Genomic DNA, 25,494 nt, shown 5'->3' on the forward strand with positions numbered 1-25,494 from the left:
CCCACGTTCCAAAACCGAAAAAATAGAACGAGCGTTCGATTCTTTTTGTTGACAGCGCCTCAACCCGCTTGTTAGGAAAGGAATTGCACCTGAATCTTAAATCCAATCAGTACCGGTATATCCGGGCAGGAGGACCCCATGAGGACAAAACAGGATTACATCAACGCGCTGTCTAAAATGAAACGCAACATCTATTTCGACGGCCAGTTGATCGACCGCACCGACGAATTGCAGATGGAATGCATCAACAACATCGGCACCACTTACGACGAAGCAGCCAGGCCCGAAAACCAGGAGCTGATGACCGCCATCTCCCATCTGACCGGCGAGCGCATCAACCGTTTTACCCACATCCATCAGAACAGGGATGACCTGCACAAAAAGCAGGACATGACCCGCATGCTGTGTCAGAAAGTGGGCGGTTGCATTCAGCGCTGCATGGGCATCGACGCCACCAACGCCATTTACAACGTCTCCTACGAGGCGGACAAGATGAACAACGGCGAAACCAGCTACCATGAAAATTTCAAAAAGTGGCTGACCCGCTTCCAGAAGGAAGACCTCATCGCCTGCTGCGCCCAGACCGATGTCAAGGGAGACCGTTTGCGCCGTCCGGCCGACCAGCCCAACGCCGGATCCTACGTTTACATCAAAGAGCGGCTCAAGGACGGCATCGTGGTGGAAGGCTGCAAGCTGCACATCTCCGAAGCTTCGGTGTCCGACGAAGTGCTGGTGGTGCCCACCCGCGCCCTGCGCCCCGAAGACAAGGATTACGCGGTTTCTTTCGCCGTTCCCGGCGACTGGGACGGTCTGAAACAGGTGGCCACCATCCATCGGTTCCGGGAGCGCAAGCACTTCAAGCGCGGCTGGGTGCCGGCCTCGACCGATTCCTACATGATCTTCGACAACTGCTTCATCCCCTGGGAACGCGTCTTTCTGGCCGGGGAATATCAGCACGGCGGCATCCTGGCCCTGCTCTTCGCCCTGTTCCACCGCCACTCCTATTCCGGCTGCAAGCCGGCCATCGGCGACGTGATCATGGGGGCCGCGGCCCTGGCCGCCGAGGTCAACAACGTGCACAAGACTTCTCACGTGCGCGAAAAGCTGGCCGAACTGATCATGGTCACGGAACTGGGCTACGCGGCCGGTTACACCGCCTCGGACCTGGGCGGGCCTAAAGTGTACATGCCCGGCAAGGGGCTGGTGCCCTACGGCCCCGGTTCCTACATCCCCCACTCCATCTACTGCAACGTGGGACGCTGCCTGACCGGCGAAGCGGTCTACAGAGAGGCCGAAATCCTGTGCGACATCGCCGGGGGCGTCGTGGCCACCTTCCCCCACGAAAAGGATTTCGTGAATCCGGAGACCCGGGACCTGTTGCTCAAATACACCCAGCGCAATCCCAATATGCCGGTGGAAGACCAGGCCCAGTTCTGGCGCTACCTGGGCGACGTGCTCTGCTCGGCCAAGGGCGGCATCCACAACGTGGGCGGTTTCCACGGCGGCGGCTCGCCCATCATGGAGCAGATCGCCATCACGACCCAATACGACATCGAATCCCGCAAGAAGGTGGTCAAATACATCGCCGGCATGAGCGGCGGTGATCGCGAAGCCCTGGCACCCAAAAAAGAAGAATAGCAGCGTCCCGTCCCATGGACGCAAACGCACCAGATCTAAAGGGCAGCCGGAAACGGCTGCCCTTTTTGCGTCGGGTGTATTGAAATCCAACACCAAAGCCGCTATTAAAGCGGTAAAACCTTCGACCAAGGAGCGATTCGACATGACCCAGGAAATAATCACCCGCCAGGAAAACGGGGTGTTTACCATACAGATGAACCGGCCCGAAAAGAAAAACGCCATCACCCAGAACATGTATACCCTGATGGCCGAAGGCTTCAAGCGGGCCGACCAGGAAGATGCCGTGCGGGTCGTGGTGTTGTGCGGCACCCAGGGCATCTTTACTTCCGGCAACGACATCGGAGACTTCATGGCTCGCGCCTCCAATCCGAGTGACGAGGTGCCCTCGGCCAGTGCCGACTTTTTCGAAGCGGTCATCTCCCTGCGCAAACCCCTGATTGCAGCGGTGCAGGGTTTTGCCATCGGCATCGGCACCACCATGTTGCTGCACTGCGATATGGTCTTCGCCGGCAAAAGCGCCCTCTTCAGTACCCCTTTCGTCAACCTCGGCCTATGCCCTGAATTCGGTTCGTCCTACGTTTTGCCGCGCCTGGTCGGCCGCCAGCGCGCCTCGGAGCTCTTCCTGCTCGGCGAACGCATATCTTCGGAAAAGGCCTGCGAACTGGGTATCGTCAACCGGGTCATCGCCGACGATACCCTCATGGACGAGGTGATGGAGATCGCCCGCAGACTGGCCCGCAAATCCCCGGCCGGCCTCATGGCCACCAAGCAACTCATTAAGGGTTACACGGCTCAAAACGTCCGCGAGGCTATCCAGACCGACGGGGCCATGTTCGCGAAGCTGATGTCCGGTCCCCAGGCCCGCGAAGCCTTCGAAGCTTTCGCCGCCAAGCGTGAACCGGATTTTTCGAAATTCTAAATTCTGCACTCGAAAGAAAACTCAAAAACCCGCAGAACTTGCATGCCGGAGCCGATCCGTCATGCTGAACTCGCAAGACTTCTGAATGACATAAAAAATCTATGACAAACGGATTTCTGCCGAACAACAAGAAAGTCGGATTCGGCACTATTTGCGTAACCAGGGTCGATTTTGTGCTTAAGGCTTTCAGTCTACCGCCCATTATTCTCCTTTTCGACAAAAGATCTATCTGCCCCATCCGGCTTGACAATCATTAAAATCGGACATTCTTCAATGAACTGCATTGACTGGACAAAGGCCCCCTGATAAGAAGCCGGGCACGTGTGGTAAACCAGTAAAACAAAACCGGTTAACGAAATGGAGGCTAAAAATTCATGATTAATTGCAAAATCGCCGACATTGCTGAAAAAATCATCTCGTTCGATGATTGGAAAACATCTCATGAGCAGGCCCTTGCGCTGATTCCCAATACTGAGGAGACGATATTGGATTTGATCGGTTGCGCCAACAAGATCCGGCAGCGGTTCAAGGTGCAGCCGGTATTCAGGTGCGGCATCGTCAATGCCAAAAGCGGCCGGTGCGCGGAGAATTGCGCGTTCTGTGCGCAGTCGGCGCACCATCGCAGCGCGGTGGATATCTACGGACTGCGTTCGGCAGATGAGCTGGTCGATGAAGGGTTACGGTTGGCGGCAGCCGGTGCCACGCACTACGGGATCGTGACCAGCGGGACGGCGTTGAACGAATCGGAGATCGATACGGTGTGCCGGGTTGCGGAGCGGTTGCGGGCTGGCAGCGGGTTGCACCTGTGTGCTTCATTGGGCCTGCTTTCCGATTCGGCGGCACGCAAGCTCAAAGCCGCCGGAATCGATCGGTATCACCACAATCTGGAGACGGCCCGCAGCTATTTCGACCAGATCTGCACCACCCATTCCTACGATGAGATGATCGCCACCATTCGGACCGCCCGGGCGGCCGGGTTGGAGGTGTGCAGCGGAGGGATTTTCGGGATGGGCGAGTCCTGGCCCCAGCGCGTCGAGCTGGCGTTTCAACTCAGGGAGCTGGAGGTGGATTCGGTGCCCGTCAATTTTCTCAATCCCATCCCGGGCACGCGCATGGAGGGGCGATCGCCCCTGCCGCCTCTGGAAGCCCTGGCCTGCATCGCCTTGTTTCGCTTTATTCACCCCCACAGGGACATCACGGTGTGCGGCGGACGCGAGTTGACCCTCAAGGATTTTCAGTCCTGGGTCTTTTTGGCCGGCGCCAACGGCCTGATGGTGGGCAATTACCTGACCACCCGGGGTCGCGGCATCGAGACGGACCTGGAGATGATCGCGGCGCTGGGATTGACGGTATCCTAGCGGTTCGTACAGATTTCACTTCCATTGACCCCACCGGATAGCGACGCTCGCCGGCATGGTCCCAGCGCCGCCGTCCCTTGCCATTTCATTTTTCGAGGCTATATTGTTCGTGCTTTAAATTCCGCTTGCCGTTCTTGCCATGCCGATAGCTGCATGGACGATAGTTCATCCTTGGACAACGATACCACGGGCGCCATCCGGTTCTTTCTGAATTGAAGGGAGATGCGTCGGTTTTCCGTCCGAAACACGGTGTGTCGTGGATCGGTCGTGTTCGTCGGCGATTGAATAGGGTGTATGTATTTAAATTGAAGGCGCAAAAGAAAGGAGCGGTTTATGCAGGAAAGAGGATGGGGATGGATGGTGTTGGCAATGGTGCTGGCGGTGGCCGTGGCGGGATGTGCGACCCAGGCGTTGTCGCCGCCGCCGCAATTTACCCCGGAGCCGATTCAAAAGGGGATGTGGACGCAGAAGGTGGAGCACCTGGCGTTTGTGCTGGATGGATCGTCGTCCATGCTGGAAGGGTACAACGGGGTGGAGAAATTCGCTCTGGCGCGCAGCGTGGTGGCCAATTTCAATCAGGGCATGCCGGACTTGAAGGTCCAGACGCTGGTGCGGTCCTTTGGTCACGATCCCGGTGTGTCGCCGGCCTCTACCATGGCGCTGTTCGGACCGGCCGATTATTCACGTGACGGGGTGGCTTCCGGTCTGAAGCGGGCGGCCAAGGCGGGCGGCCCGAGTCCCATGTACAAGGCCCTGCAGCAGGTGGGCGCCGATTTCAAGGGAGCTGAGGGCGATGTGGCGCTGGTGGTGGTGAGCGACGGCGAAGAGATGGGCGATGCGCCCCTGGCCGTGGCCAACGGATTGAAGGCGCAGTTCAAGGATCGGCTGTGCATCTACACGGTGCTGGTGGGCAACGATCCGGCCGGTGCGGCGCTGATGGGCAAGCTGGCTGCGGTGAGCGGCTGCGGCCGTGCGATCAAGGCGGGCGATGTGGCCACCGGCGGCCAGATGGCCGGTTTTGTGAAAGAGGTGTTGCTGGGCGAGGTCAAGGACAGCGACGGGGACGGGGTGCCGGATGCGAGCGACCGCTGCCCGGGAACGCCGCGCAACGTGGCTGTGGACAGCCAGGGGTGTCCGAAGGATACCGATGGCGACGGGGTGTACGACTACCTGGATCGCTGCCCGAACACGGGTGCGGGTGTGAAGGTCGATCAGTACGGTTGTCCGGTGCCCACGGCGACCAAGAGCGCGATCGTGACGGCGGCCGGGACCTGGATTTTCAAGGGGATCCAGTTCGATAACAACAGCGCGGTGCTCAAGGCCTCGTCCTACGGGGTGCTCGATGAGATCGTGCAGGGGATGAAGGATCAGCCCAGCCTGAATGTGGAGATCCAGGGCCACACGGACATTTCAGGTGCGCATGCCTACAACATGGGTCTTTCCAAGCGCCGGGCCGATGCGGTCAAGGCGTATCTGATCTCCAAGGGGATTTCCGCCGAGCGCATGACGACCAGGGGCTACGGTCCCGACCGGCCGGTTGCGACCAATGCCACGGCCGCGGGCCGCGCCGAAAACCGGCGGGTGGAGTTCAAACCGGTGTACTAACCGATCGGCCCTGATTGAAACATGACGACGAGCGTGTGATGACAGGTGGGGTGGATCCTCCTTCGCCCCACTGTTTTTTTATGATCATACGGTTGAAATCTTAGTCCGCTTCGCCTATAGTCGCGCCCGTTGCAAGCTTTGAAATACGCCGTGGAAAGGAAAGCGAAGTGGAAAAAATCGTACCTAAAAGAATGTTTTTTACCAAGGGGGTGGGCTACCATCGCAACAAATTGCAAAGCTTCGAGCTGGCCCTGCGCGACGCAGGCATCGAAAAGTGCAACCTGGTGACCATTTCGAGCATCATGCCGCCGGATTGCAAGATTCTATCCAAAAGCGAGGGGCTCAAGTGCCTGGTGCCCGGGCAGATCACGTTTGTAGTGCTGGCGCGCGAGTCGACCAACGAACCGAGCCGGCTGATCACAGCAGCAGTGGGTCTGGCGCAACCCAAGGATAAAAATCAGTACGGTTATATTTCCGAACATCATGGCTTCGGCCAGAATGCCCGCCAATCCGGTGATTTTGCAGAAGACCTGGCGGCCACCATGCTGGCGTCCACCCTGGGCATCGAGCTGGACCCGGATCAGGCCTGGGACGAGCGCAAGCAGCACTATGTGGCCGGCAAGGATCGCCTGTTCGTGAGCCGCAGCATCGCCAAGGCGGCCCATGGCCACAAGGACGGTTTGTGGACGACGGTACTGGCCTGTGCGGTTATGCTGCTGGTCTAACCGTGCGACTGTTTCGTGAAACTACTTCGGATCACGGCAGCTGACCCAGCGGGTCCCGGATTCATCGAGAAAGAGACGTCATGAAGTCATTGTTCAAGGATGCACCGGATATCGTACCGCAGCGGTTGCAAAAGGGGATGGGCGTTGCCGAGCTGATCGAAATCATGGGGCGCACCTGCTTCGAGGCGCGCAACGTGCGACGCGCGGCCCGGTTGTACGCCCGCATGATCGATCAGGGCGATACGATCTGGCTGGGAATTGCCGGCGCCGGGATCGCCGGTGGCATGGGGGGAATGGTCATCTCCCTGCTCGAGGCGGGCTTTGTAGATGTGATCTGCTCCACCGGGGCGCAGGTGTATCATGATTTGCACTTTGCGTTCGACCTGCCGGTTAAATCGATTCATCCCCATTACGACGATGATCTTTTGCGCCGCCACGGCGATACGCGCATCTATGATATCGGCATCCGCGAGAAAGAGACCCTGGAAGCCCAGGATGCGGTGATCCGGCGGTTCGTGAAGGAGCAGCACCCGGTGCTGGGCGAAAGACCCATCTCTTCCTGGGAGTTCAATCACCATCTGGGCCTTTGGGTCAATCAACAGGCTCCGCACCCGGAGCGAAGCTTTACCGCGACGGCGGCGCGATTGGGGGTGCCGATTTTCTGGGATTCACTTTCCAACCACTCGATCGCCATGAACCTGGTGCGGACCGACCGCGAGGGATTTCCGATTCACGTGTCGGCGCAAAAAGATATCTCCCATTCGGCGGCCATCGCGTTTACTTCCGAGAAGACCGGTTTCCTGGAGCTGGGCGGCGGCGGACCGAAGAATTTCATCCAGCAGACCGGGCCGACCATCAGTCAGATTCTCGGTGTCGACTTCGAAGGTGCGGACCGGGGCATCCAGATCGGGACGGCAGTGGAGCGCGAGGGCAGTTTGTCGAGCTGCACGTTCGGCGAGGCGGTGACCTGGGGCAAGTACCAGCACGCCGACGAGACCAACCTGGTTCAGGTGTGGGGTGAGTACAGCATTATCTTCCCCCTGCTGGCAGCTTACGCTATAGAGACGTGCGCTCCCAGGCCCGCCCGGATGATCAGCAACGACATAGCCGATCGCGTGGCCCGTCTGGAGACGGCTCAATGACCCCCCATGACACGCCTTTTCTCGCACCGCCTGAGGAGTATGGTGATTTCGACGCAGCCCGGGCCGTGGTGGTGCCCTTTCCTTACGAGGGCGGCGTATCCTATGGACTGGGTACGGGGGACGCGCCTCAAGCCGTTTTGGAAGCCTCTCAGCAGGTGGAGTTTTACGACGAGGAGTTGGACGGCGAGCCTTACAAGGTCGGGATTGCCACCATCGCCGCACCGCCCATTCCAGCCGATGCCAGACATATGCTGGCCCTTCTCGAGCGCACGACCGATGAGCTGTTGAACCAGGGAAAGTTCCCGGTGATCGTGGGCGGCGATCATTCCATCTCCAGCGCGCCCATGCGCAGCGTCTTCAAGAAGTATCCTGATATGGGCGTGATCCAGTTCGATGCCCACGCCGATTTGCGGGAGACTTACGACGACAGCCCGCTGAGTCACGCCTGCGTGATGGCCCGCGCGCGCGAGATGACGCCGCATACCTTGCAGTTGGGAATTCGCAGTATGGACGTCGAGGAGGCGCGCCTGATTCGGCGGGAAAAACTGGCAGTGGCGACCATGCGCCAATTGCGGCAGGGTCTTTTTGATCTGCCGGCTGCTCTGGCGGCCCTTCCCGAAAAGGTGTTTGTGACGGTGGATGTGGATGTGTTCGACTGGAATGTGATTGCCAGCACCGGCACGCCCGAGCCGGGGGGAATGGGCTGGTACGAGGCCCTCGATCTGCTCAAGATGATTTTTCATACCAAGCATGTGGTCGGCTGCGATGTGGTCGAGCTCTCCTACCGGCCCCATGATGCCAACTCGCCCTACGCCGTGGCCAAGCTGATCCACAAGATGATCGGCTACAGATTCGCCGCGTCGATCCCGCCCGCCTGAAGAGACATAACTCCTCTTTTTTGAAAGTCGGAAAATCGAAAGAACGCGTCGAACTATTTTATACCTGGGTCTATAGCTTGAGCTTCCTCTATGGTCGGTCTGTGCTCGGGCGATCCGTCGCCGGGCGATCAGGGGCTTTGGAATGGCGGATCCAAAGCATGGAAAACCGGATGACCCCCGGTGTTTCAAGGACCTTTCATCGGGATGTGGAAGGCAAAGCTGCGCCGAAACGCCTCAGTGGGCTTGGGTTGACCCGGCTGCCAGGTGATTTCGCTGAAGCGAAAGCGGCCCTGATGGTCCACGGTGAGCAGCGATGAAGACCGGGTGCCGTAGGTCGGGCTGGTGATAAAGACCGGGCTGAGCATACGCTCCCAGGCGAAGTCGATGCCGGTGTCAGGCAGGTGGTGGTCCGGTGCAGGGGTCTGATCCTGCAATAGACGCCATATCTTTTCTTCGGAAAATTTGCCGCCACTATTCAGCACTTCCTGAAGTTTGCTTTTGGACCGTTGCACCTTGGGCCAGGGGCTGTCGAACAGGTGGTTGCTCAGACCATGGACACCGGCTTCGACTTTCCTGATGGTTTGGTCATAATTGGAGAAATAGAACAGGCCGTCGGGGTCGCCGACGATCAGGTTGAACCCGTTGTATTTATCCGCGGCGGCCTGAATGGATTGCAGGTATTGCGTCGGCGGCATATCGCCCAGCAGATAATCGGAAACCAGATGGCCCCTTGAGGGTGCCCCGGGTTTTATATTTTTCGGGTCGCGGTAGTTGGTGATGGCCGCGATGCATCCCCTGGCATTGACGCCCATCCAGGTGCCCTGCTGCTGCAGATCCCTGCCGGCCAGGATTTCGGTGTGGTCCTGCCAGTGGCCGAGGGGAGCGGTGGGCCGGTCGTAGAATTCGTCCCGGTTGGCCGCCAACACCAGGCGATAGGCGGGATGAACAGTATAGGCGAATGCGATCAGGCACATGTGAACGAGTTTAAAGTGTAAAGTTTAAAGTGTAAAGCATCACTAATCCTGACTGTATGTGATTCAGCTTGAAAGACATGCTTTCCAAAAGCTTTTTGATAAAAAATACGCATCGCAACGCACACGGCAGGCGTGGGTGGAGCAGGTGGCCAGGGCCACATACGCCTGCGGTCTTAGTGCCGGTTTAATGCAAACGGCGGACAAGGGGCCCAGACTGTTTGAGCGCAGCGAGTTTCTGGGCCGCCCGCCGTGCATTTTACCGGCACTTGACTGCTTGGCGTGTGGCATCGGCCACCTGTTCCACCCACGCCGGGTTTAATTAATCGCGTTCAGTTAGAATCGCTGACAAGGCCGATTGAGTGTTTATAAACGCCGAAGGCTATGATATAAAAGCGTCTTTGCATCAGCGAACGGCTTGTTTAAAAAAAATAGGCACTAAATAGTGTCTGTCCACAAATAGGCAAATTGGGTCGAGATCAAGGCGCGCGAAAAATTCAACCGCAGGCATATGGCTGATATTCCGAGGATTAAATTTTTTGCGCAACGCCGATATCGGGCCAATTGGACATTTGTGGATGGGCACTAACGAGTGTCCATCAACTCAAGGGGGATCATCATGCACAAGGTTGTGATCGTAAGCGGGGCACGAACTGCGGTGGGAGCTTTCGGCGGTGGTTTCAAGGATGTGTCGGTGGTAGAGATGGGCGCATTGGTCATGCGAGAGGCCATGAAAAGGGCTGGACTCAAACCGGTCGCCGACGACCGGATGAGGGAGGTCGCTGCGGATAAGTTGAAAGGCCAGGGCTTGATCGAGATCGAAACGGCTGCCGGCCCATGGGATGCGGATGCCCAACCGGTGGCGGTCGACGAAGTGATCATGGGAAATGTGCTGCAAGCCGGTCAGGGACAGAACCCGGCCCGCCAGGCCATGGTCAGAGCCGGCTTTCCCAAGGAGACCCCGGCGTTTTCCATCAACAAGGTGTGCGGATCGGGCTTGAAGGCCATTGGATTGGGCGCACAGGCCATTATGACCGGTCAGGCCGATGTGGTGGTCGCCGGTGGACAGGAGAACATGAGCCGGGCACCCATGGCCCTGCCCAAGGCGCGCTGGGGCCATCGCATGGAGCTCACCGGAACCGGTGAGATTTACGATCTCATGGTTTTTGATGGTCTTTACGAGATTTTCTACGGCTACCACATGGGCATGACGGCCGAGAACATTGCGGCCTTGTACCAGATCAGCCGCCAGGAACAGGATGAACTTGGTCTGTTGAGCCACCAACGGGCCATGGCCGCCATCAAGAACGGAATCTTCGCCGAGGAGATCGTACCGATGACGATCAAGGGCCGCAAAGGTGATATCGTGATAGATACCGACGAGCGTCCCATGGAAACTAGTATGGAGAAGATGGCCAAGCTGCGGCCGGCGTTCAAAAAGGATGGGACGGTTACGGCGGGCAATGCTTCCGGTATCAACGATGGTGCGGCGGCCGTGGTGTTGATGAGCGCCGAAAAAGCGACGGCCATGGGGCTGGAACCCATTGTCAGCATCAAGTCGTTCGCTTCGGGCGGGCTCGATCCCGCATATATGGGGCTGGGGCCGGTGCCGGCGGTGCGCAAGGCATTGGCAGCGGCGAAAATGACCATCGCGGACATGGACATGATCGAATTGAACGAGGCCTTCGCATCCCAGGCCATCGGCTGCATGCGGGAGCTGGGCATCGCCATGGACAAGCCCAACGAGTTGGGGTCGGGAATTTCCCTGGGGCATCCCATCGGCGCCACCGGTGCGCGTCAGATGGTCAGCGGTATGAACCAGATGCGACGCAAAGGATACCAGACCGGCCTGATCACCATGTGCATTGGCGGCGGTATGGGTATGGCCATGGTTATCGAGCGATAAACGCTTTACATTTAAGACAGTTACTGATAAAGCACGAGTACCATTCATCGTGGTCGGTTCGGTTGGTGGTAACCATATGGTGTGGTTTTTCCGTTTGCTCACCATTTTCTTGATCGTGTGACGGAAAGCGGTGGGCAAGCGGACCGATCGGACATGAACGGTCCGTCATCATGCGAGAATTGAATCGTTAAACATACGAGTGGGAAACAAACCATGGATATCAGTAGACGGTTGGCAATCTTGGTTTTTTGTGGTGTTCCGGCCATCATCGGCGGTGGCATTGTCTATGCGATTTTTGGCAGCTTGACCCCCATGTGGATTTACGAAGCGCTGCTTATTGTTACCGCCGGTGCATTGGTCAGTCGCTGAAAATCCCGGCCGTTTCGTCCAGAAATAGTGAGGGAGTCCGTCTAACTGGCCCACAGAATCGTGGGCAAGGCCCGTCCCGAGCGCCTGCACGGTGTGAGCACCCGTATTGTAGAGGGGTTTGCAACCGCCGACGCCCGTCGCAGATGTGAATAAACATCCCCCAGTATTCAGCGCACTTTCGCAATCGGCCTGGATGTGCGCTTCAGGTAGTAAAACCGGACGACTCCAGATGACTGTCGGGTGCCATACGCCGTTTGGCCCGTCTCGATCAGGGGAGGCACCATGGGTGATTTAAATGCCCGAAATCCCATTTTATGGTTCTTCCTGGCCTGTTTCATCGGGACCATTTTTACACTCGGTTGGCTATTGAAGCCTTTTTTCCCGATCTTGGTGCTTGGGGCAGTGGTCAGCGGCATCTGCTATCCGCTTTACAACGCCATTCAGCGGCACCCGAAAATCGGGGCACCGATGTCCGCCTTTCTCACCTGTTCGCTGGTTTTTGTGATTCTCTTTGTGCCCATCGTCTTTTTTGTGGGCAGCCTGACCCAGCAGGCTTTCGGTCTTTATCAAATGGCAAGAAGCGCGGTGCTCAGCGAGCAGGTCAACGCACTCCTGCGCGATTCGCACATCCTGGACAGAGTCAATGCATTCCTCGCCAACTTCAATTACACGATCACCGGCGAAGAAATCAAGAATGCCGTCTCAGAAATCGGTAAGTTCGTGGGCTTGTTTCTGTATGAGCAGGCCAGGGCCGTTGCCTCCAATACCCTGGCGTTCCTGGTCAACTTCCTGATGATACTGATGGTGATCTATTTCTTGTTGTTAGATGGGGAGCGGCTGATCAATTATCTGATCGAACTTTCTCCGTTGCCGGCAGACCAGGAACACATGCTGATCAACAAGTTCAAGGAGATGGCCTCTGCCGTTTTGATCGGTAACGGGTTAGGCGGATTGATCCAGGGGATCCTGGGCGGATTGGTGTTCTGGGTTTTCGGCTTTCAGTCGGCTTTTCTATGGGGTGTCATTATGGGCCTGCTGGCATTTCTTCCGATTGTCGGTATCGGCGCGGTGTTTATTCCGACGGCGATTTATCTCTTCGTCAAGGCGCATGTCGCGGCGGGCATCTTTTTTCTCGTGTTTTATGTAGTCCTCTCGGGTGGGACCGAATATATCTTCAAGCCAAAGATTGTCGGCAAGCAGGCCAAGATCCATCCCCTGTTGATTTTCTTCGCCATTATCGGCGGCCTCAAATTGTTCGGTATTCTCGGCATCATATACGGGCCTTTGGTGGTGACCGCTTTTTTGACCATGGCCGATATTTACCGGGTCAGTTACAAGCGTTTTGTGGAGAGAGAAGATCTTTAGGGGCAGCGTTCCCGGTAGCCTGTTGATCGGCTTTATAGGGGCCTGTATGCAAGCGATAAGGCATTTACAACGGCATGTTGCCGTTGCTGAGATTCGGAAAGGGAAACTATGACGACATCGGATACCCAGCCTGTGGTGAGTATCGAGAAGGAGATGAAAAAGTCTTATCTCGATTATGCCATGAGCGTGATCATCGGCCGGGCGTTGCCGGACGTGCGTGACGGACTCAAGCCGGTCCATCGACGCGTGCTCTTCGCCATGCGCGAGCTGAAAAACGACTACAATAAACCTTACAAAAAATCCGCGCGTATCGTTGGTGATGTGATCGGTAAATATCATCCCCATGGCGACACGGCGGTCTACGATACCATCGTACGCATGGCCCAGGATTTTTCCATGCGCTACACCCTGGTGGACGGGCAGGGTAACTTCGGCTCCATCGACGGCGATTCACCTGCCGCCATGCGCTATACCGAAGTCCGCATGACGCGCCTGGCCCACGAGATGTTGGAAGATTTGGACAAAGAAACCGTCGATTTTAGCCCCAATTACGATGAATCGTTGCTTGAGCCGACAGTTTTACCTTCCAAGCTGCCGGCACTCATGGTCAATGGGTCGGCGGGTATCGCCGTGGGAATGGCCACCAATATTCCACCACACAATCTTTCGGAGGTGGTCGATGCGACCATCGCGCTGATCAACCAGCCGGAATTGACCTGCGATGAGCTGATGCACTATCTGCCGGGACCCGATTTCCCCACTGGCGGGATCATTTACGGTACGGCAGGGATCAAGGAAGCTTACCGTACCGGCCGCGGCATTATTCGAATCCGCGCCAGGATGCAGGTTGAAAAAGACCGCGCCGGCCAGGAGACCATCGCGGTCAGTGAGATCCCTTATCAGGTCAACAAGGCGCGGCTGATTACCAAGATCGCCGAATTGGTCAAGGACAAGCATCTCGAGGGCATCAGTTATGTCCGGGATGAATCCGATCGTCGGGGCATGCGTATCGCCATCGGATTGAAAAAGGGAAGCGTCTCGGAAGTGGTGATCAATCAACTGTTCAAACACACACAGATGGAGAACAGTTTCGGGATCATCTTCCTGGCCGTCGTCCGGCAGCGTCCGGAAATTTTGAGCCTCAAAGAGATGATCGCCAATTTTGTGAGTCACCGCAAAGAGGTGATCATCCGTCGCACCCAATTTGATTTGAAAAAGGCCGAAGAACGCGCCCACATATTGGAAGGGCTTAAAATCGCCCTTGAAAACCTGGATACGGTCGTGCAATTGATCCGCCAATCGGCCAACCCGGGCGAGGCCAAGGAGCGCCTGATCCAGACGTTTGGACTCTCGGCCATTCAAGCCCAGGCGATATTGGACATGCGGTTGCAGCGGCTGACCGGGCTCGAGCGCGACAAAATCGTTGAGGAGTACAATACCGTTTTGAAAGATATCGCCTGGTTCAAGGAGATACTGGCCAGCGAGCAGTTGGTTTACAACCTGATCAAGGATGAACTGGTCGCCCTCAAGGAGCAATTCGGAGACGCCCGCCGCACCGAGATCGTGGAAAGTACCCGGGAGCTGAGCCTTGAGGATATGATCGCCGAGGAGGATATGGTGGTGACCATCTCCAGCTCGGGATACATCAAGCGCAACCCGATAACGCTCTACCAGTCCCAGCGCCGCGGCGGCAAAGGCAAGACCGGTATGGGAACGAAGGACGAGGATTTCGTATCCCATCTGTTCATCGCTTCCACCCACCACTATTTTCTTTTCTTCACCAACCGTGGAAAAGTATACTGGTGTAAAGTCTACGATATCCCCCAAGCCGGCCGGACGAGCCGGGGCAAGGCCATCGTCAACCTGCTCAATTTCGAAGAGGGGGAGCACATGACGACGGTTCTGGCGGTACCCGCTTTCGAGCCGGGCCACTATGTGCTCATGGCCACCAAGGCCGGAACAGTGAAAAAGACCGATTTAATGGCCTTTTCACGCCCCAGGACCGGCGGTATCATCGCATTGGGCCTGGCCGAGGGGGATGAATTGATCGCAGTGCGCATCACCGATGGCACCCGGAATGTCTTTCTCGGATCGGCCATGGGTAAATCGATTCGTTTCCACGAGTCCGATATCCGGCCCAGCGGCCGGCTATCGAGGGGCGTGCACGGTATGCGTCTGGACCCGGGCGATTGGATCGTGGGAATGGAGGTGGTGCTCTATGGCCAGACCCTCTTTGCCGTAACCGAAAACGGATACGGCAAGCGCACCTCCATCGACGAATACCCGGTCCACAAGCGCGGCGGCAAGGGGGTCATCACCATCAAAACCAATGAGCGTAACGGTAAGGTGGTCGGTATCCTGGTGGTTAAAGACGATGAGGATATCATGATGGTAACCGATCGCGGTAAGATTATCCGGATTCCGGTGAGTAATGTTTCCGTGATCAGCCGCAATACGCAGGGCGTGCGATTGATCGGCATGGAACCTGGGGAACGGGTGGTCAGCGCCGCGGGACTGGCGGAAAAAGAGGAAGAGGAGGAGACGGGCACGGATTGAACTCGCCCTGATTCGACTGGACGAACCAAATCTCGATACATACGGGAATCACGGAAAACACAACCCGCTCAATAGATGCAACAACAGGTTGATTGATGAATACTTGGCAAGAGACATCCAGAGTTCGTGTCGGCGTGGTCGGCGGTGGCAGTTGGGGGACGGCACTGGCCAATTTGCTGGCCGGAAAGGGCTACCTTGTGGATTGGTGGCTTTTCGAGCCGGATCTGTGTCGGCAGATCGAAGAGAAGCATGAGAACAGCATCTTCTTGCCCGGCATTACCCTTTCAAACAATTTGCGACCTTCAAACGATTTGTTACACGTGGTGGGTCATAAAGATCTGGTCCTGGTGGTGGTCCCATCCCACGTGATGCGTCATGTGATGCAACAGATCGGTGATCGTCTTTCGACGGATACCATTCTGGTGTCGGCCAGCAAGGGAATCGAAAACGATACCCTCATGACCATGTCTTCGGTCATCCAGGACGCGTTAATCGGGTTGGATGCCGATCGCATACTGGCGATATCCGGCCCCAGCTTTGCTGTTGAAGTCGCCAAAGGTGTCCCGACCGTCGTGACGGTGGCGGGCCGCGATTTGGCGCGGGCCGAGTTTGTCCAGCATCTTTTTGCGACCCCTTTTTTCAGGGTATACACCAGCGACGACGTGATTGGAGTCGAGTTGGGCGGTGCCGTGAAGAATGTCATCGCCATTGCCGCAGGCATGGTCGATGGCCTCGGTCTGGGGCTCAACACGCGGGCCGCTTTGATTACGCGAGGGCTTGCCGAAATCAGGAGGCTCGGGCATGCCATGGGGGCCAACCCAGGGACGTTCAGCGGTTCGGCCGGTCTTGGTGATCTCGTGTTGACGTGCACGGGAGATTTAAGCCGGAATCACACCGTGGGGAAAAAGATCGGCCAGGGCATGAGCCTGGAACAGGCATTGGAAGATATGCGCATGGTCGCAGAAGGGGTCAAAACGGCAAAGTCCGTTTACAACCTGTCAAGGCGGGAAAAAGTTGAAATGCCGATCTGTCATGCCGTGTACCATATTATTTACGAGGGCCTTTCCCCAAAAGACGCGGTCTATCAATTGATGACCCGGGATTTGAAAAACGAGCTCGAAGAAGGATAGATTGCTTGTGATCGGGTGCGTTCAAATAATCGTGAGCACGACGCCGGGCGCGATGGAGCGATGCCATGACGCTATCTGGAAAATTCTCAGCTGAAATGCCTGAACCCACATCTGGGGAAAAATCGAACGACACGCCAACCTGTTTCGGAGACTTGAACATCGTCTTTCCGCTCCGATCGGACGGATTGCGGGTGACCCCGGTGACTTGTCTGCAATGCGTGCACAAGACTCGTTGTTTGAGAGCAGCGATGGGGAAAAAACAGGGGCTGACCGTTCGCGAGGAGATGATCGATCGCGCCTACCGGGGCGGCGTCATGGGGTTTTTTCAACGGTGGTCTCAAAAGAAGAGTATTCATCGCCAGAAACAATCGGATGAAAAGAACCCCGCTTCAGAAACGAACGATGGTTGACGACCATCCTCATCAAGAGATCGATCGGTGGCCGGGCCCCTTCAAAGCGTGCCATTTTTTTTCATGATTCATCCCTTCCCAGGAGGTGACGTATGTCCAAGCTCAGTGTTCGGGATCTTTCCTTGAAGAGTAAGCGGGTGTTGATGCGGGTCGATTTCAACGTACCATTGAAGGATGGGCGGGTGGTTGACGATAACCGCATTCGAGCGGCGTTGCCGACGATTCGCCATATCATCGATCAGGGCGGTAAGTTGATTCTGATGTCTCACCTGGGCCGACCCAAAGGTGAGCGCAAACCCGAGCTTTCCCTGCGGCCTTGTGCCCGGGCGCTTGCGGACCTGTTGAACATGCATGTCGATTTTGTTGACGATTGCGTTGGCCCGGAAGCAAGTGCAGCGGTCGATCGAATGGCTGAAGGACAAGTTCTGCTTCTTGAAAATCTTCGCTACCACAGTGCTGAAACCAAGAATGATCCTGAATTCGCTCGTCAGTTGGCGGCTTTGGGCGATGTTTATGTCAACGACGCTTTCGGGACGGCCCACCGTGCCCACGCGTCCACAGAAGGCGTGACCCATCATCTCCAGCCGTGTGCTGCGGGTTTTTTGATGATGAAGGAGCTCGAGTACCTGGGCGGTATCATGGCCTCGCCGAAGCGTCCTTTTGTGGCCATACTGGGCGGCGCCAAGATTTCCGGAAAGATCGACGTCATACAAAATCTGCTGCCCAAGGTCGATCGGTTGCTTATCGGTGGCGGCATGATGTTTACCTTCCTGCATGCCAAGGGGATTGGCGTGGGGCGCAGTTTGCTCGAAGAAGATCGCGTCGAGATGGCCGCCAAGCTCATGGATACGGCTGGAGAGAAGCTGGTGTTGCCCGTGGATTGCCGTGTCAGCTCCCATTTTGACATAAAAGCGGGAGAGGTGGAACACCTGCAGACCGTAGATGTTTCCTCCATTCCGCAGGATGGCGCCGGGTTGGATATTGGCGAGGCCTCCCTCGTGCTTTTCGGCGATGTGCTCAAAAATGCCCGGACCGTGGTTTGGAATGGCCCCATGGGCGTGTTTGAAATTCAGGAGACGGCCGTCGGGACCTTTAAAATCGCGCGGCTTTTGGCCGAACTCACCGATCGTGGTGCCATATCGGTGATCGGCGGAGGGGATTCGGCCGCCGCGGCCGCCAAGGCCGGCGTGGCATCCCGGATATCCCATATCTCCACGGGAGGCGGTGCATCGCTGGAGTTTTTGGAGGGCAAGCCGTTGCCAGGCGTGGAAGCATTGACGGATAAGAAATGATCCATCATGAATGTTCAACAAAATCTTTCTGCTCAAGGGTATGACCCAATTGACGGTCTGTGTTTTTAGTGTTAAGGCTTAAACATTACACGCTATTATGTACACGCCGTCTGACCTGATATCAGTGTTGTCCCATGCAGACTTTTTTATCTATCATTGGAATGATGCCGGGAGAGAAGATTGGCTTTTTGGAGCGTCAGAGAAGAGTTAAGCCTGGTTAACAGGCTGCGCAGGTCTTACTATGAATTGCTTCGGGACGACATGGACCAATTCATGCTGGACTATGCGTTGGTGCAATCCTATCAACGCTTTTTAAAAAGTGGCACCCAGTATCCATTTGTGGAAAAACGCGAGCTCAAGCCCAGGGCCCGTATTCCGAGTATCGAGCATGAAGACCAGAATGCTTTCCTGGTGGTCTTTGTGGAAGATAGCATCCCCGTCCGTTACAAGAAGTATATTCGCTTTTTTAACCTGAACAGAACGACCAAGAGCAACCTGCTGCAGATCAAGGCATTGCCCCTGCCAGACAGCTTCGACCGAAATCAAAAATATATCGAATCCGCCCATTTCTATGATTTTCTGAGGCTGCTGTTGCCTGTCGATTATGCCTTGCTGATTCAGCGCGATCCGGGCAGCCATCTGAAAAACCGCTATCTTCTGTCGCACTTTCACGTGCGTATCGATTGGCCCATTGCCGAGGCGGCGGAAGACATGGCGCAGACATTGCGCTATATTTCCAAGGACTTGTATGAAAAGGGCGACGAATATGCCGACACCGCTCAGAAGAAATTCTTCGAATACTACGGCGTCCCTGTCATGGTGGGCGGAAGACGGACGGCCGCCATTGTGGCCGCCCAGTATTTGAAACGGATCCCTTGTATCTCAACCGTCTATGTCGGCAGCAGTGAGTCCCGCGCCTTGATTCGCATCTCGGAGCGCGGGGTCTCAAAATCCGTCCTGATGCCCCTGACAGAGGATGAGATGCAGCAGTTGGCCAGCGCCAATAACATGGCGCTGCCTACTTTAAAAAAGAACTACGTGGTGGCGCGAGAGAGCCAAAAAAGCATCTGTATTTTTCAGGTTTCATATGCCTACACCAATCACGCCCGTCCTCCGGATGATGGAAAGTTGCGCGAAATCAATCCGGATGTCAATTGGCTGACCGTCGGACAGGAACACATCCTGACCAAGCCCGGTGTTATAAAATATCCACCGCTGCCCGTCGGAATCATATACAGTTAAGCCGGACAAATTCAGGCGGCCACCGTGCGCAGGGGCGATGTGCTCACCGTGCGCAGGGCCGATGTGCTTTATTCTGCGATTAAATCAGGATTGATGCCTGTGTAAAAGTCGTTACCGGACGGCATCGTAAAAAGTTCGAGATCAAGGCGCGCGAAATTCCGTGTCCTGAGACGTACTTGTCGTACGCCGCAAGGACGACGGCATGAGCGGAACACAGATATAGGGTGTCGTCAAGATTGGGTCGCAAGCCCAATGAGATAATGGCCCTTGAAACGGCCATCATCATTTTTGGTTATATGTTTGATCTCGGTTTTGATGTTCTCCGATACACCTGCCGAGTCGGCAAGGTAATAGGTCATTTCGATGGTGTCGCCTACCTTCAGGTGATTGAGCACTTCCGAGTCCTCTTTGACCAGAATACACATTCCTTTGGGGGAAATGTTCCACAACTTGAACTGGTAAAAAGAATCGAGACCTTCCGTGGTGAACTGGACGCTGTAGTACCGTCCATCCATCGCTCGCATTTCCGCTCTTCTCTCAGGTCTGCTTTCGTGCAAATGTTTCGTGCTCATCGTATCCCTCGCTTGCGATTGCGAAAAAAGTAGCAGATGGTTGCAATAAAAATTAAAATATCATGTAATCAATTAGATATCAATGAATCTGTTAAAAAGGCTTGTCAACGCATCAGGAAATCGCTATGCATGCGAGCATGTGCCTAAACATTTCAACGGGTTTGCCGGTTCATCCATGCGATTTTAAGGGATTCACACATCGAGCGAGGAAGTTGATATGGCATTTTTAAAAAAAGAGTGGAAAGCTGTTGTCGTGACCTTATGGTTGGTCGTCATAACTGTTTTCTTGTTCCAGATCAATGGCCAGATCAGTGCGCTGAACGAAAAGACCGCTAAAATTGCTTCTACTCTTGATTCGGTGGAAAGTGTCGTTATCAGTACCGATTCAGCTGTCATGCGGACATCTGAGAAGGTGGACAAAGTGGAATCCGAGGTGGGGTTCATTGTTGAAAGAATCAGAAGGCGATAGTCGTTCGAGAGGGGAGACGGACGGTTTGAAAGGCTACCAGCGAAAGTATCTGCGATCGCTGGCGCATGCCTTGAAGCCGGTTCTTCTGGTGGGCCAAAAGGGAATCACCGGATCGGTCATTTCATCTCTCGAAGAGGCGCTTGGCCAACACGAATTGATCAAAATCAAATTCTTGGAGAACAAGGCCAAGATGGACAAGTTCGCCATGCTGGAGACTTTACAAAACGCCACTGGCTCTTTTTTCGTCGGCATGGTCGGTCACATTGCGACGCTCTACCGGCCCAATCCGAACGAGAGAGATCAACACATCAGATTGCCCAAAAAAGAGGCTGACCAATAGGTCCGCCATACGCTTGGCAAACCGAAATCCAAACCTATTGCTTTCTCACCAATGCCTTCACCGCAGTCGTTGAGGCGGATGTCGCCTGCCGACCACTTTTGGGATCCATCAAAATATAATGGGTATCGTCCGGGACGTCGAAATAAGCCGGTGGCTGATCGGTCAGGGCGCTTTGCATAAATTTTTGCCATATGGGTAGGGCGGCACGCGCACCCGTTTCGTATGGACCGAGCGAAGTCGCATCGTCATTGCCCACCCAGACGCCGCTAACCATATTCGGAGAGTAGCCGATAAAAAGTGCATCTCGGTATTCATTGGTCGTTCCGGTTTTTCCGGCCAATGCGTTGTAAAAATATCCGGCGCTGCGTCCGGTGCCCTCCTTCATAACCGCAGACAGCATATCGGTTATGATGGCCGCCGAGGCGCGGGACAAGACGATGCGTTGTTCGGGTTTGGTTCGCCAGATCGCATCTCCCTCGTGGTTTCGTATCTCCATTATTGCATAGGGACGAATGTATTTCCCCTGGTTGGCAAACACATTGAAGGCCGAGCTGATCTCGAGCAGGGTCGTCTCCGAGGTTCCCAGTGCGAGTGATAAGTTTGGCTTCAAGTTGTTGGTAAGGCCCAGCGTGTGGGCAAACTGCACTACCGAACTGGGACCTATTTTTTCTATCAGTCTGACGGCAGGTATGTTTTTCGAATGGGCAAGGGCCCAACGCAGCGAAACCTCCCCTGAGAAGCCTTCGGAAAAGTTTTGCGGCTGCCAATCGGATTTCCCGTCGGTGTTTCGAAAAACGACGGGGGCATCCAACAGCAACTGGTTCTGTCCAAACCCTTTCTCGATAGCAAATGCGTAAACAATGGGCTTGAAAGCCGAGCCGGGCTGGCGCAAAGCCGCGGTTGCCCGGTTATAACTGTTTCTCGTGCCTGGCAGTCCGCCAACCATGGCTATGATTCTGCCGGTTTTCACGTCCAGGGAAATCAGTGCCGCCTGCGGTGTCGCCTGGGAAAGGCCGTTGTGCTGCATCCTGATGCGCAAATCCTCCAATCCGGCGGCGACGGCGGCTTCGGCGGCTTCTTGATGGCGATATATGAGCGTGGTGTAGATCGTGAGCCCTCCCTTGTAGAGCAGGTTGTCGCCCAAGTTGTCTTCAAGGTCATTCTTGATGTACTCCACAAATTCCGGGGCTTTTCTACCTTGTGGGTCCCTTGGGGAAACAGCTACTGGCGAGGATACGGCCTGTGCGTATGCGGCTTCATCGATCACACCGGTGGTAAGCATCTGTTTGAGGACGATATCGCGTCGGCGGGTGGCCAAATCCGGATGGACGAGCGGCGAATATCGCGATGGTGCCTTGGGCAACCCGGCAATGAGGGCGCATTCGGTCAGGTCTAGATCTTCTATGGCTTTATTGAAATAGATCCTTGCCGCCGATGCTACGCCATATGCGCCGCTGCCGAAGTAAATCTGGTTCAGGTAAAGCTCAAGAATTTCCTTTTTGGTATAGCGTCGTTCGAGCTGCAGGGCCAGGACCGCTTCTTTCAATTTGCGGGTGAATGTTTTGCGGGGGGTTAAAAACAGCGTTTTGGCCAGTTGCTGGGTCAGTGTGCTGGCGCCTTCGGAGAGACGCCGGCGAAGGATGTTCTTGACGGCAGCCCTGAAAATTCCTTTGATGTCAATACCATTATGTTGATAAAATTTTCGATCTTCGGTGGTCAGCAAAGCACGCTGAAGGTGTCCAGGTATCTGTTCGAGGGTAACAGGGTCTCTTCTTTCGATGAAAAGCTCGGCCAGCAATACCTGGTCGGATGAGTAGACCCTTGTAATGGCTGATGGCCTGAAGTCTTCCAGGGACTCGATTTGGGGAAGATCGCGGGTCAGCGACAACAATCCACCCGCCGTGACGCCGCAAAGGAGCCCGATAAAAAGAGCCGCCCAGATCAAGCCCCGGAGTTTGTTTCGCCTTTCGGAAGGTGCCTTTTTAGCGTTGGCTGTCATGATTGACTATTATGGCGCATGGCGATAGTAAGTGTCCATACTGCAGAGACCGCTTTTTGAATTTTTTCTTTCCGGAGCATATCAAATGAGCCATCATCACCATGATCACGATTCACATCCTCAATCCGGCCAATCACTCAGTTTCAACGAAAAAGGTGAAAAATTGTTGCACCACTGGCTGCACCACAATGAGGAACATGCCCAAAATTATCGGCAATGGGCCGTCGAGTTCCGTCACTACAAGCTGGAAGACGTGGCGGCGCTGCTCGACCTTGCATTCGAATTGAGCCAGAAAATCAATGACGCTTTAAATGAGGCGTCGATCCTTTTGAAATCCCACGGCGATTAGGTGTGCCGCCGAAGGCCTCGGTCCGTGCGATCCCCCGTTCCTCCATGTTGAGGGGTTCCATTGGCTTGATCATCCAGACAAAGCCTGATCAGGTCGAGCGGACGGCATTGAGTGTTTGAAAACCGGAGCCTTGCGCGGGTACCCGGATGGGCGACGTCGATGGCATTCCCGTCCCAATCCGCGATGCCTTCGATGGTATCGGGAATCGGTGGCCCTTTGGGCTGGACGATTTCCACGGCATTGCCCGTTCGAATCTGGTTGCGAACTTCTACGCAGGCGTGTCGCGCGGCGGGGGTCGAGATGACTTTCGCCGCCAAGGTATGACGTGAAGGTCCCGGCGCCTGGTAATTCGGCTGGGTCTGTTGGTTTTCGTCAAGATAAAACCCGGTGCAGTATCCACGGCTCGTGACCTTATTGAGCTCCTCCGGCCAGTAAGGCCGCACATGGTAATCGGAGGGGGCATCGTAGTACCTGTCGATTGCTTCCCGGTATATCTTTACGGTAGTGGCCGCATAATGAATGCTTTTCATGCGCCCCTCGATCTTGATCGCGGTGATGCCGCTTTTTACCAGATCCGGCAGGTGCTCGATCATGCAAAGATCTCGTGAATTAAAAATATAGCTACCCCTTTCATCTTCTCCGATAGCTAAAAATTGTCCCGGACGTGTCTCTTCTACAACGGCATATTTAAATCGACAGGGCTGGCAGCACATGCCCTGGTTGCTCGGGCGTTGGGCCAGGAAGTTGCTCAGCAGGCAGCGTCCCGAGTAAGAGATACACATCGCGCCATGCACGAAGACTTCTACTTCCAATCCGGTGCAGGTGTGTGCGATAGTTCGAATTTCGGAAAGCGACAACTCGCGCGCCAGATTGATGCGGCCGACACCTTGCGATTGCCAGAAAGAGGCGGCCGCTGCGTTGGTGGTGTTGGCCTGGGTGCTTAGATGAATGGATACATGGGGAAGGATGCGGCGCGCCAATTCCACCACGGCCGGATCGGCCACGATGAGGCCGTCGATCTCGATGGATGACAGTTGCTCCAAAAAATTCCTTATACCATGAAGGTCTGCATTACGCGCATAGATATTGACGGCAATATACGCCCTGGCGCGATAAGCGTGGGCCATGGCGACGGCTTCTCTGATTTCCGGGGTTGAGAAGTTGGCCGAGAAATTACGAAGACTGAACTGCCGGCCGGCCAGGTAAACGGCGTCCGCGCCATAATGCAGGACGATTTCCAACTTTTCCATGCTTCCGGCCGGAGCCAGTAGTTCGATTTTTCCTTGGTGGCTGTCGCTGGTCATGTGGCGATTCATTTCGATGGGTGGGTCGATCCTTTTAACCTCATTGTTAATCTTCTTGATTTTGGGTTTGATGTTAGATCCGGGTCTCATGTTGTTGGCGACCGTATGGGGTCACCGGCTATATCGTCAACGGAGGAACATTTGGGCCAGGCAAGGCAGGCTGGAATTCAGGCGATCGAACGAGAACACCTCTAAAGAAAGTGCACCCGTGTAGGAGTTCAGGCAATCCCGAACGGTTTTGATGGCCATCTTTGGCATTTGGTCCAAGCCGAGATGATCCCGGCCGCCGCAGACACCATGCAGATGGACCATCGTGGTGCGATCACCGTATATTTCCCATGTTTTTTCGAGGTCGTATCCGAAACGCAAGACATGGCCCATATCGATGCAGACGGCCAGATCGATTTGATGGACCAGCGCTTCGAACCATTCGGGTGGATAATCGAGTGTCTCGATCGATATTTGCCTGGGACTCAGCCGGCTCATGGTCAGGAGATCGATGAGACTTTCCGCGTTGCGTATCTCCCAGCTATTGATCAATGGTTTCTGATGATCGGTCTCATGATAAGGCAAGTGCAGGGTATATGTGGTTGGAGCCAACGGGTGGGCCCGTTCGATAGCCCTGCAGAGCCGTTCCACTGCCCATCGGCGATCTGTTTTGCTTGAGGTCGAGAGATCCAGATCGGTCGGCAGATGAATGTTGTAGGTCAGGTCATTGGCGATGCCCAGGGCTGCCAACTCCTCAATTTCCGATTCGGAGGGCAGTCGGTCGTCACCGCTTTCCAAAAGCAAGAGTTCTATTTCATCCACAAAAGAGGCCAGCATTCGCACATTTTCGGCATATCCCGCCGGATAGATGAACGAAGGTACGCTGAGTCGAAAAGGAAAACGCCGTTTATACGGTTCGCTTAGATCTGAAAATACGCGAGTTGAGTCTGCGTTCATTTTAGCTGTT

At 55.4% G+C, this 25,494-nt stretch carries 23 protein-coding genes; 18 read left to right on the forward strand and 5 right to left on the reverse strand.

Annotation, left to right across the window (positions count from 1 at the left end; translation table 11 throughout):
• The first annotated feature begins 138 nt into the window (after nt 1–138).
• The 7 genes from DFT_RS08600 to speB all read left to right on the forward strand — a co-directional run bounded on the left by DFT_RS08600 (nt 139) and on the right by speB (nt 8,265).
• Nucleotides 139–1,638 (forward strand): 4-hydroxyphenylacetate 3-hydroxylase family protein, encoded by a 1,500-nt coding sequence (locus DFT_RS08600; protein ID WP_054030799.1) that lies wholly within the window; start codon nt 139–141, stop codon nt 1,636–1,638.
• A 142-nt stretch (nt 1,639–1,780) separates the two neighbouring features.
• The gene (locus DFT_RS08605; protein WP_054030800.1) at nt 1,781–2,557 is read left to right on the forward strand and encodes an enoyl-CoA hydratase; all 777 of its coding nucleotides are present in this window, start codon (nt 1,781–1,783) and stop codon (nt 2,555–2,557) included.
• A gap of 374 nt (nt 2,558–2,931) precedes the next feature.
• The gene (gene bioB, locus DFT_RS08610) at nt 2,932–3,915 is read left to right on the forward strand and encodes a biotin synthase BioB (RefSeq protein ID WP_076750456.1); all 984 of its coding nucleotides are present in this window, start codon (nt 2,932–2,934) and stop codon (nt 3,913–3,915) included.
• A gap of 333 nt (nt 3,916–4,248) precedes the next feature.
• Nucleotides 4,249–5,520, forward strand: coding sequence for an OmpA family protein (locus tag DFT_RS08615; RefSeq protein WP_054030801.1), 1,272 nt, complete (start codon nt 4,249–4,251; stop codon nt 5,518–5,520).
• A gap of 167 nt (nt 5,521–5,687) precedes the next feature.
• The gene (locus DFT_RS08620) at nt 5,688–6,245 is read left to right on the forward strand and encodes a pyruvoyl-dependent arginine decarboxylase (RefSeq protein ID WP_235506195.1); all 558 of its coding nucleotides are present in this window, start codon (nt 5,688–5,690) and stop codon (nt 6,243–6,245) included.
• A gap of 80 nt (nt 6,246–6,325) precedes the next feature.
• Complete coding sequence (locus tag DFT_RS08625; RefSeq protein ID WP_054030803.1) at nt 6,326–7,387, forward strand: deoxyhypusine synthase family protein; 1,062 nt, start codon at nt 6,326–6,328, stop codon at nt 7,385–7,387.
• On the forward strand, nt 7,384–8,265 hold the full coding sequence (speB, locus tag DFT_RS08630) for an agmatinase (protein ID WP_054030804.1): 882 nt from the start codon (nt 7,384–7,386) through the stop codon (nt 8,263–8,265). The genes DFT_RS08625 and speB overlap by 4 nt, the downstream gene beginning before the upstream one ends.
• A 185-nt stretch (nt 8,266–8,450) precedes the next feature.
• On the opposite strand, the gene DFT_RS08635 is transcribed toward speB, so the two are convergent.
• Nucleotides 8,451–9,239 carry an NRDE family protein gene (locus DFT_RS08635; protein WP_054030805.1) on the reverse strand — a complete coding sequence of 263 codons (789 nt, stop codon included), beginning with the start codon at nt 9,237–9,239 and terminating at the stop codon, nt 8,451–8,453.
• Nucleotides 9,240–9,855: 616 nt separating this feature from the next.
• Between DFT_RS08635 and DFT_RS08640 the strand changes: the two genes are divergently transcribed.
• The 8 genes from DFT_RS08640 to DFT_RS08670 all read left to right on the forward strand — a co-directional run bounded on the left by DFT_RS08640 (nt 9,856) and on the right by DFT_RS08670 (nt 19,506).
• On the forward strand, nt 9,856–11,142 hold the full coding sequence (locus DFT_RS08640) for a thiolase family protein (RefSeq protein ID WP_054030806.1): 1,287 nt from the start codon (nt 9,856–9,858) through the stop codon (nt 11,140–11,142).
• Nucleotides 11,143–11,355: 213 nt separating this feature from the next.
• The gene (locus DFT_RS26480; RefSeq protein WP_200907045.1) at nt 11,356–11,511 is read left to right on the forward strand and encodes a hypothetical protein; all 156 of its coding nucleotides are present in this window, start codon (nt 11,356–11,358) and stop codon (nt 11,509–11,511) included.
• A 282-nt stretch (nt 11,512–11,793) separates the two neighbouring features.
• Nucleotides 11,794–12,876, forward strand: coding sequence for an AI-2E family transporter (locus DFT_RS08645; protein ID WP_054030807.1), 1,083 nt, complete (start codon nt 11,794–11,796; stop codon nt 12,874–12,876).
• Between the two features lie 108 nt (nt 12,877–12,984).
• On the forward strand, nt 12,985–15,432 hold the full coding sequence (gene gyrA / locus DFT_RS08650; protein ID WP_054030808.1) for a DNA gyrase subunit A: 2,448 nt from the start codon (nt 12,985–12,987) through the stop codon (nt 15,430–15,432).
• Nucleotides 15,433–15,527: 95 nt separating this feature from the next.
• Entirely contained in the window at nt 15,528–16,562 is a 1,035-nt protein-coding gene (locus tag DFT_RS08655) for an NAD(P)H-dependent glycerol-3-phosphate dehydrogenase (protein WP_054030809.1), read from the forward strand.
• A gap of 248 nt (nt 16,563–16,810) precedes the next feature.
• The gene (locus DFT_RS26720) at nt 16,811–16,972 is read left to right on the forward strand and encodes a DUF3306 domain-containing protein (RefSeq protein ID WP_235506196.1); all 162 of its coding nucleotides are present in this window, start codon (nt 16,811–16,813) and stop codon (nt 16,970–16,972) included.
• Nucleotides 16,973–17,064: 92 nt separating this feature from the next.
• Nucleotides 17,065–18,264, forward strand: coding sequence for a phosphoglycerate kinase (locus DFT_RS08665; RefSeq protein ID WP_054030810.1), 1,200 nt, complete (start codon nt 17,065–17,067; stop codon nt 18,262–18,264).
• A gap of 180 nt (nt 18,265–18,444) precedes the next feature.
• The gene (locus DFT_RS08670) at nt 18,445–19,506 is read left to right on the forward strand and encodes a hypothetical protein (RefSeq protein WP_054030811.1); all 1,062 of its coding nucleotides are present in this window, start codon (nt 18,445–18,447) and stop codon (nt 19,504–19,506) included.
• Between the two features lie 230 nt (nt 19,507–19,736).
• Here DFT_RS08670 and DFT_RS08675 read toward each other — a convergent pair whose 3' ends face one another.
• The gene (locus DFT_RS08675; protein WP_152971906.1) at nt 19,737–20,078 is read right to left on the reverse strand and encodes a PilZ domain-containing protein; all 342 of its coding nucleotides are present in this window, start codon (nt 20,076–20,078) and stop codon (nt 19,737–19,739) included.
• 217 nt (nt 20,079–20,295) lie between these two features.
• Between DFT_RS08675 and DFT_RS25745 the strand changes: the two genes are divergently transcribed.
• Together DFT_RS25745 and yhbY are read left to right on the forward strand one after the other, a co-directional pair.
• Nucleotides 20,296–20,547 carry a hypothetical protein gene (locus DFT_RS25745; RefSeq protein WP_054030813.1) on the forward strand — a complete coding sequence of 84 codons (252 nt, stop codon included), beginning with the start codon at nt 20,296–20,298 and terminating at the stop codon, nt 20,545–20,547.
• Entirely contained in the window at nt 20,525–20,887 is a 363-nt protein-coding gene (gene yhbY / locus DFT_RS08685) for a ribosome assembly RNA-binding protein YhbY (protein ID WP_235506197.1), read from the forward strand. The genes DFT_RS25745 and yhbY overlap by 23 nt, the downstream gene beginning before the upstream one ends.
• 34 nt (nt 20,888–20,921) lie before the next feature.
• On the opposite strand, the gene DFT_RS08690 is transcribed toward yhbY, so the two are convergent.
• Nucleotides 20,922–22,886 (reverse strand): penicillin-binding protein 1A, encoded by a 1,965-nt coding sequence (locus DFT_RS08690; protein WP_054030815.1) that lies wholly within the window; start codon nt 22,884–22,886, stop codon nt 20,922–20,924.
• An 85-nt stretch (nt 22,887–22,971) separates the two neighbouring features.
• Between DFT_RS08690 and DFT_RS08695 the strand changes: the two genes are divergently transcribed.
• Nucleotides 22,972–23,235 (forward strand): DUF8180 domain-containing protein, encoded by a 264-nt coding sequence (locus tag DFT_RS08695; RefSeq protein WP_054030816.1) that lies wholly within the window; start codon nt 22,972–22,974, stop codon nt 23,233–23,235.
• Here the strand turns inward: DFT_RS08695 and DFT_RS08700 are convergent.
• Together DFT_RS08700 and cbiR are read right to left on the reverse strand one after the other, a co-directional pair.
• Complete coding sequence (locus DFT_RS08700) at nt 23,232–24,629, reverse strand: peptidase U32 family protein (protein ID WP_076750457.1); 1,398 nt, start codon at nt 24,627–24,629, stop codon at nt 23,232–23,234. The genes DFT_RS08695 and DFT_RS08700 overlap by 4 nt on opposite strands.
• Nucleotides 24,630–24,665: 36 nt before the next feature.
• The gene (gene cbiR, locus DFT_RS08705; protein ID WP_076750459.1) at nt 24,666–25,484 is read right to left on the reverse strand and encodes a cobamide remodeling phosphodiesterase CbiR; all 819 of its coding nucleotides are present in this window, start codon (nt 25,482–25,484) and stop codon (nt 24,666–24,668) included.
• Nucleotides 25,485–25,494 lie beyond the last annotated feature (10 nt).

Origin of the sequence: Desulfatitalea tepidiphila, assembly GCF_001293685.1 — a bacterium.
In the GTDB taxonomy this organism is placed as follows: domain Bacteria; phylum Desulfobacterota; class Desulfobacteria; order Desulfobacterales; family Desulfosarcinaceae; genus Desulfatitalea; species Desulfatitalea tepidiphila.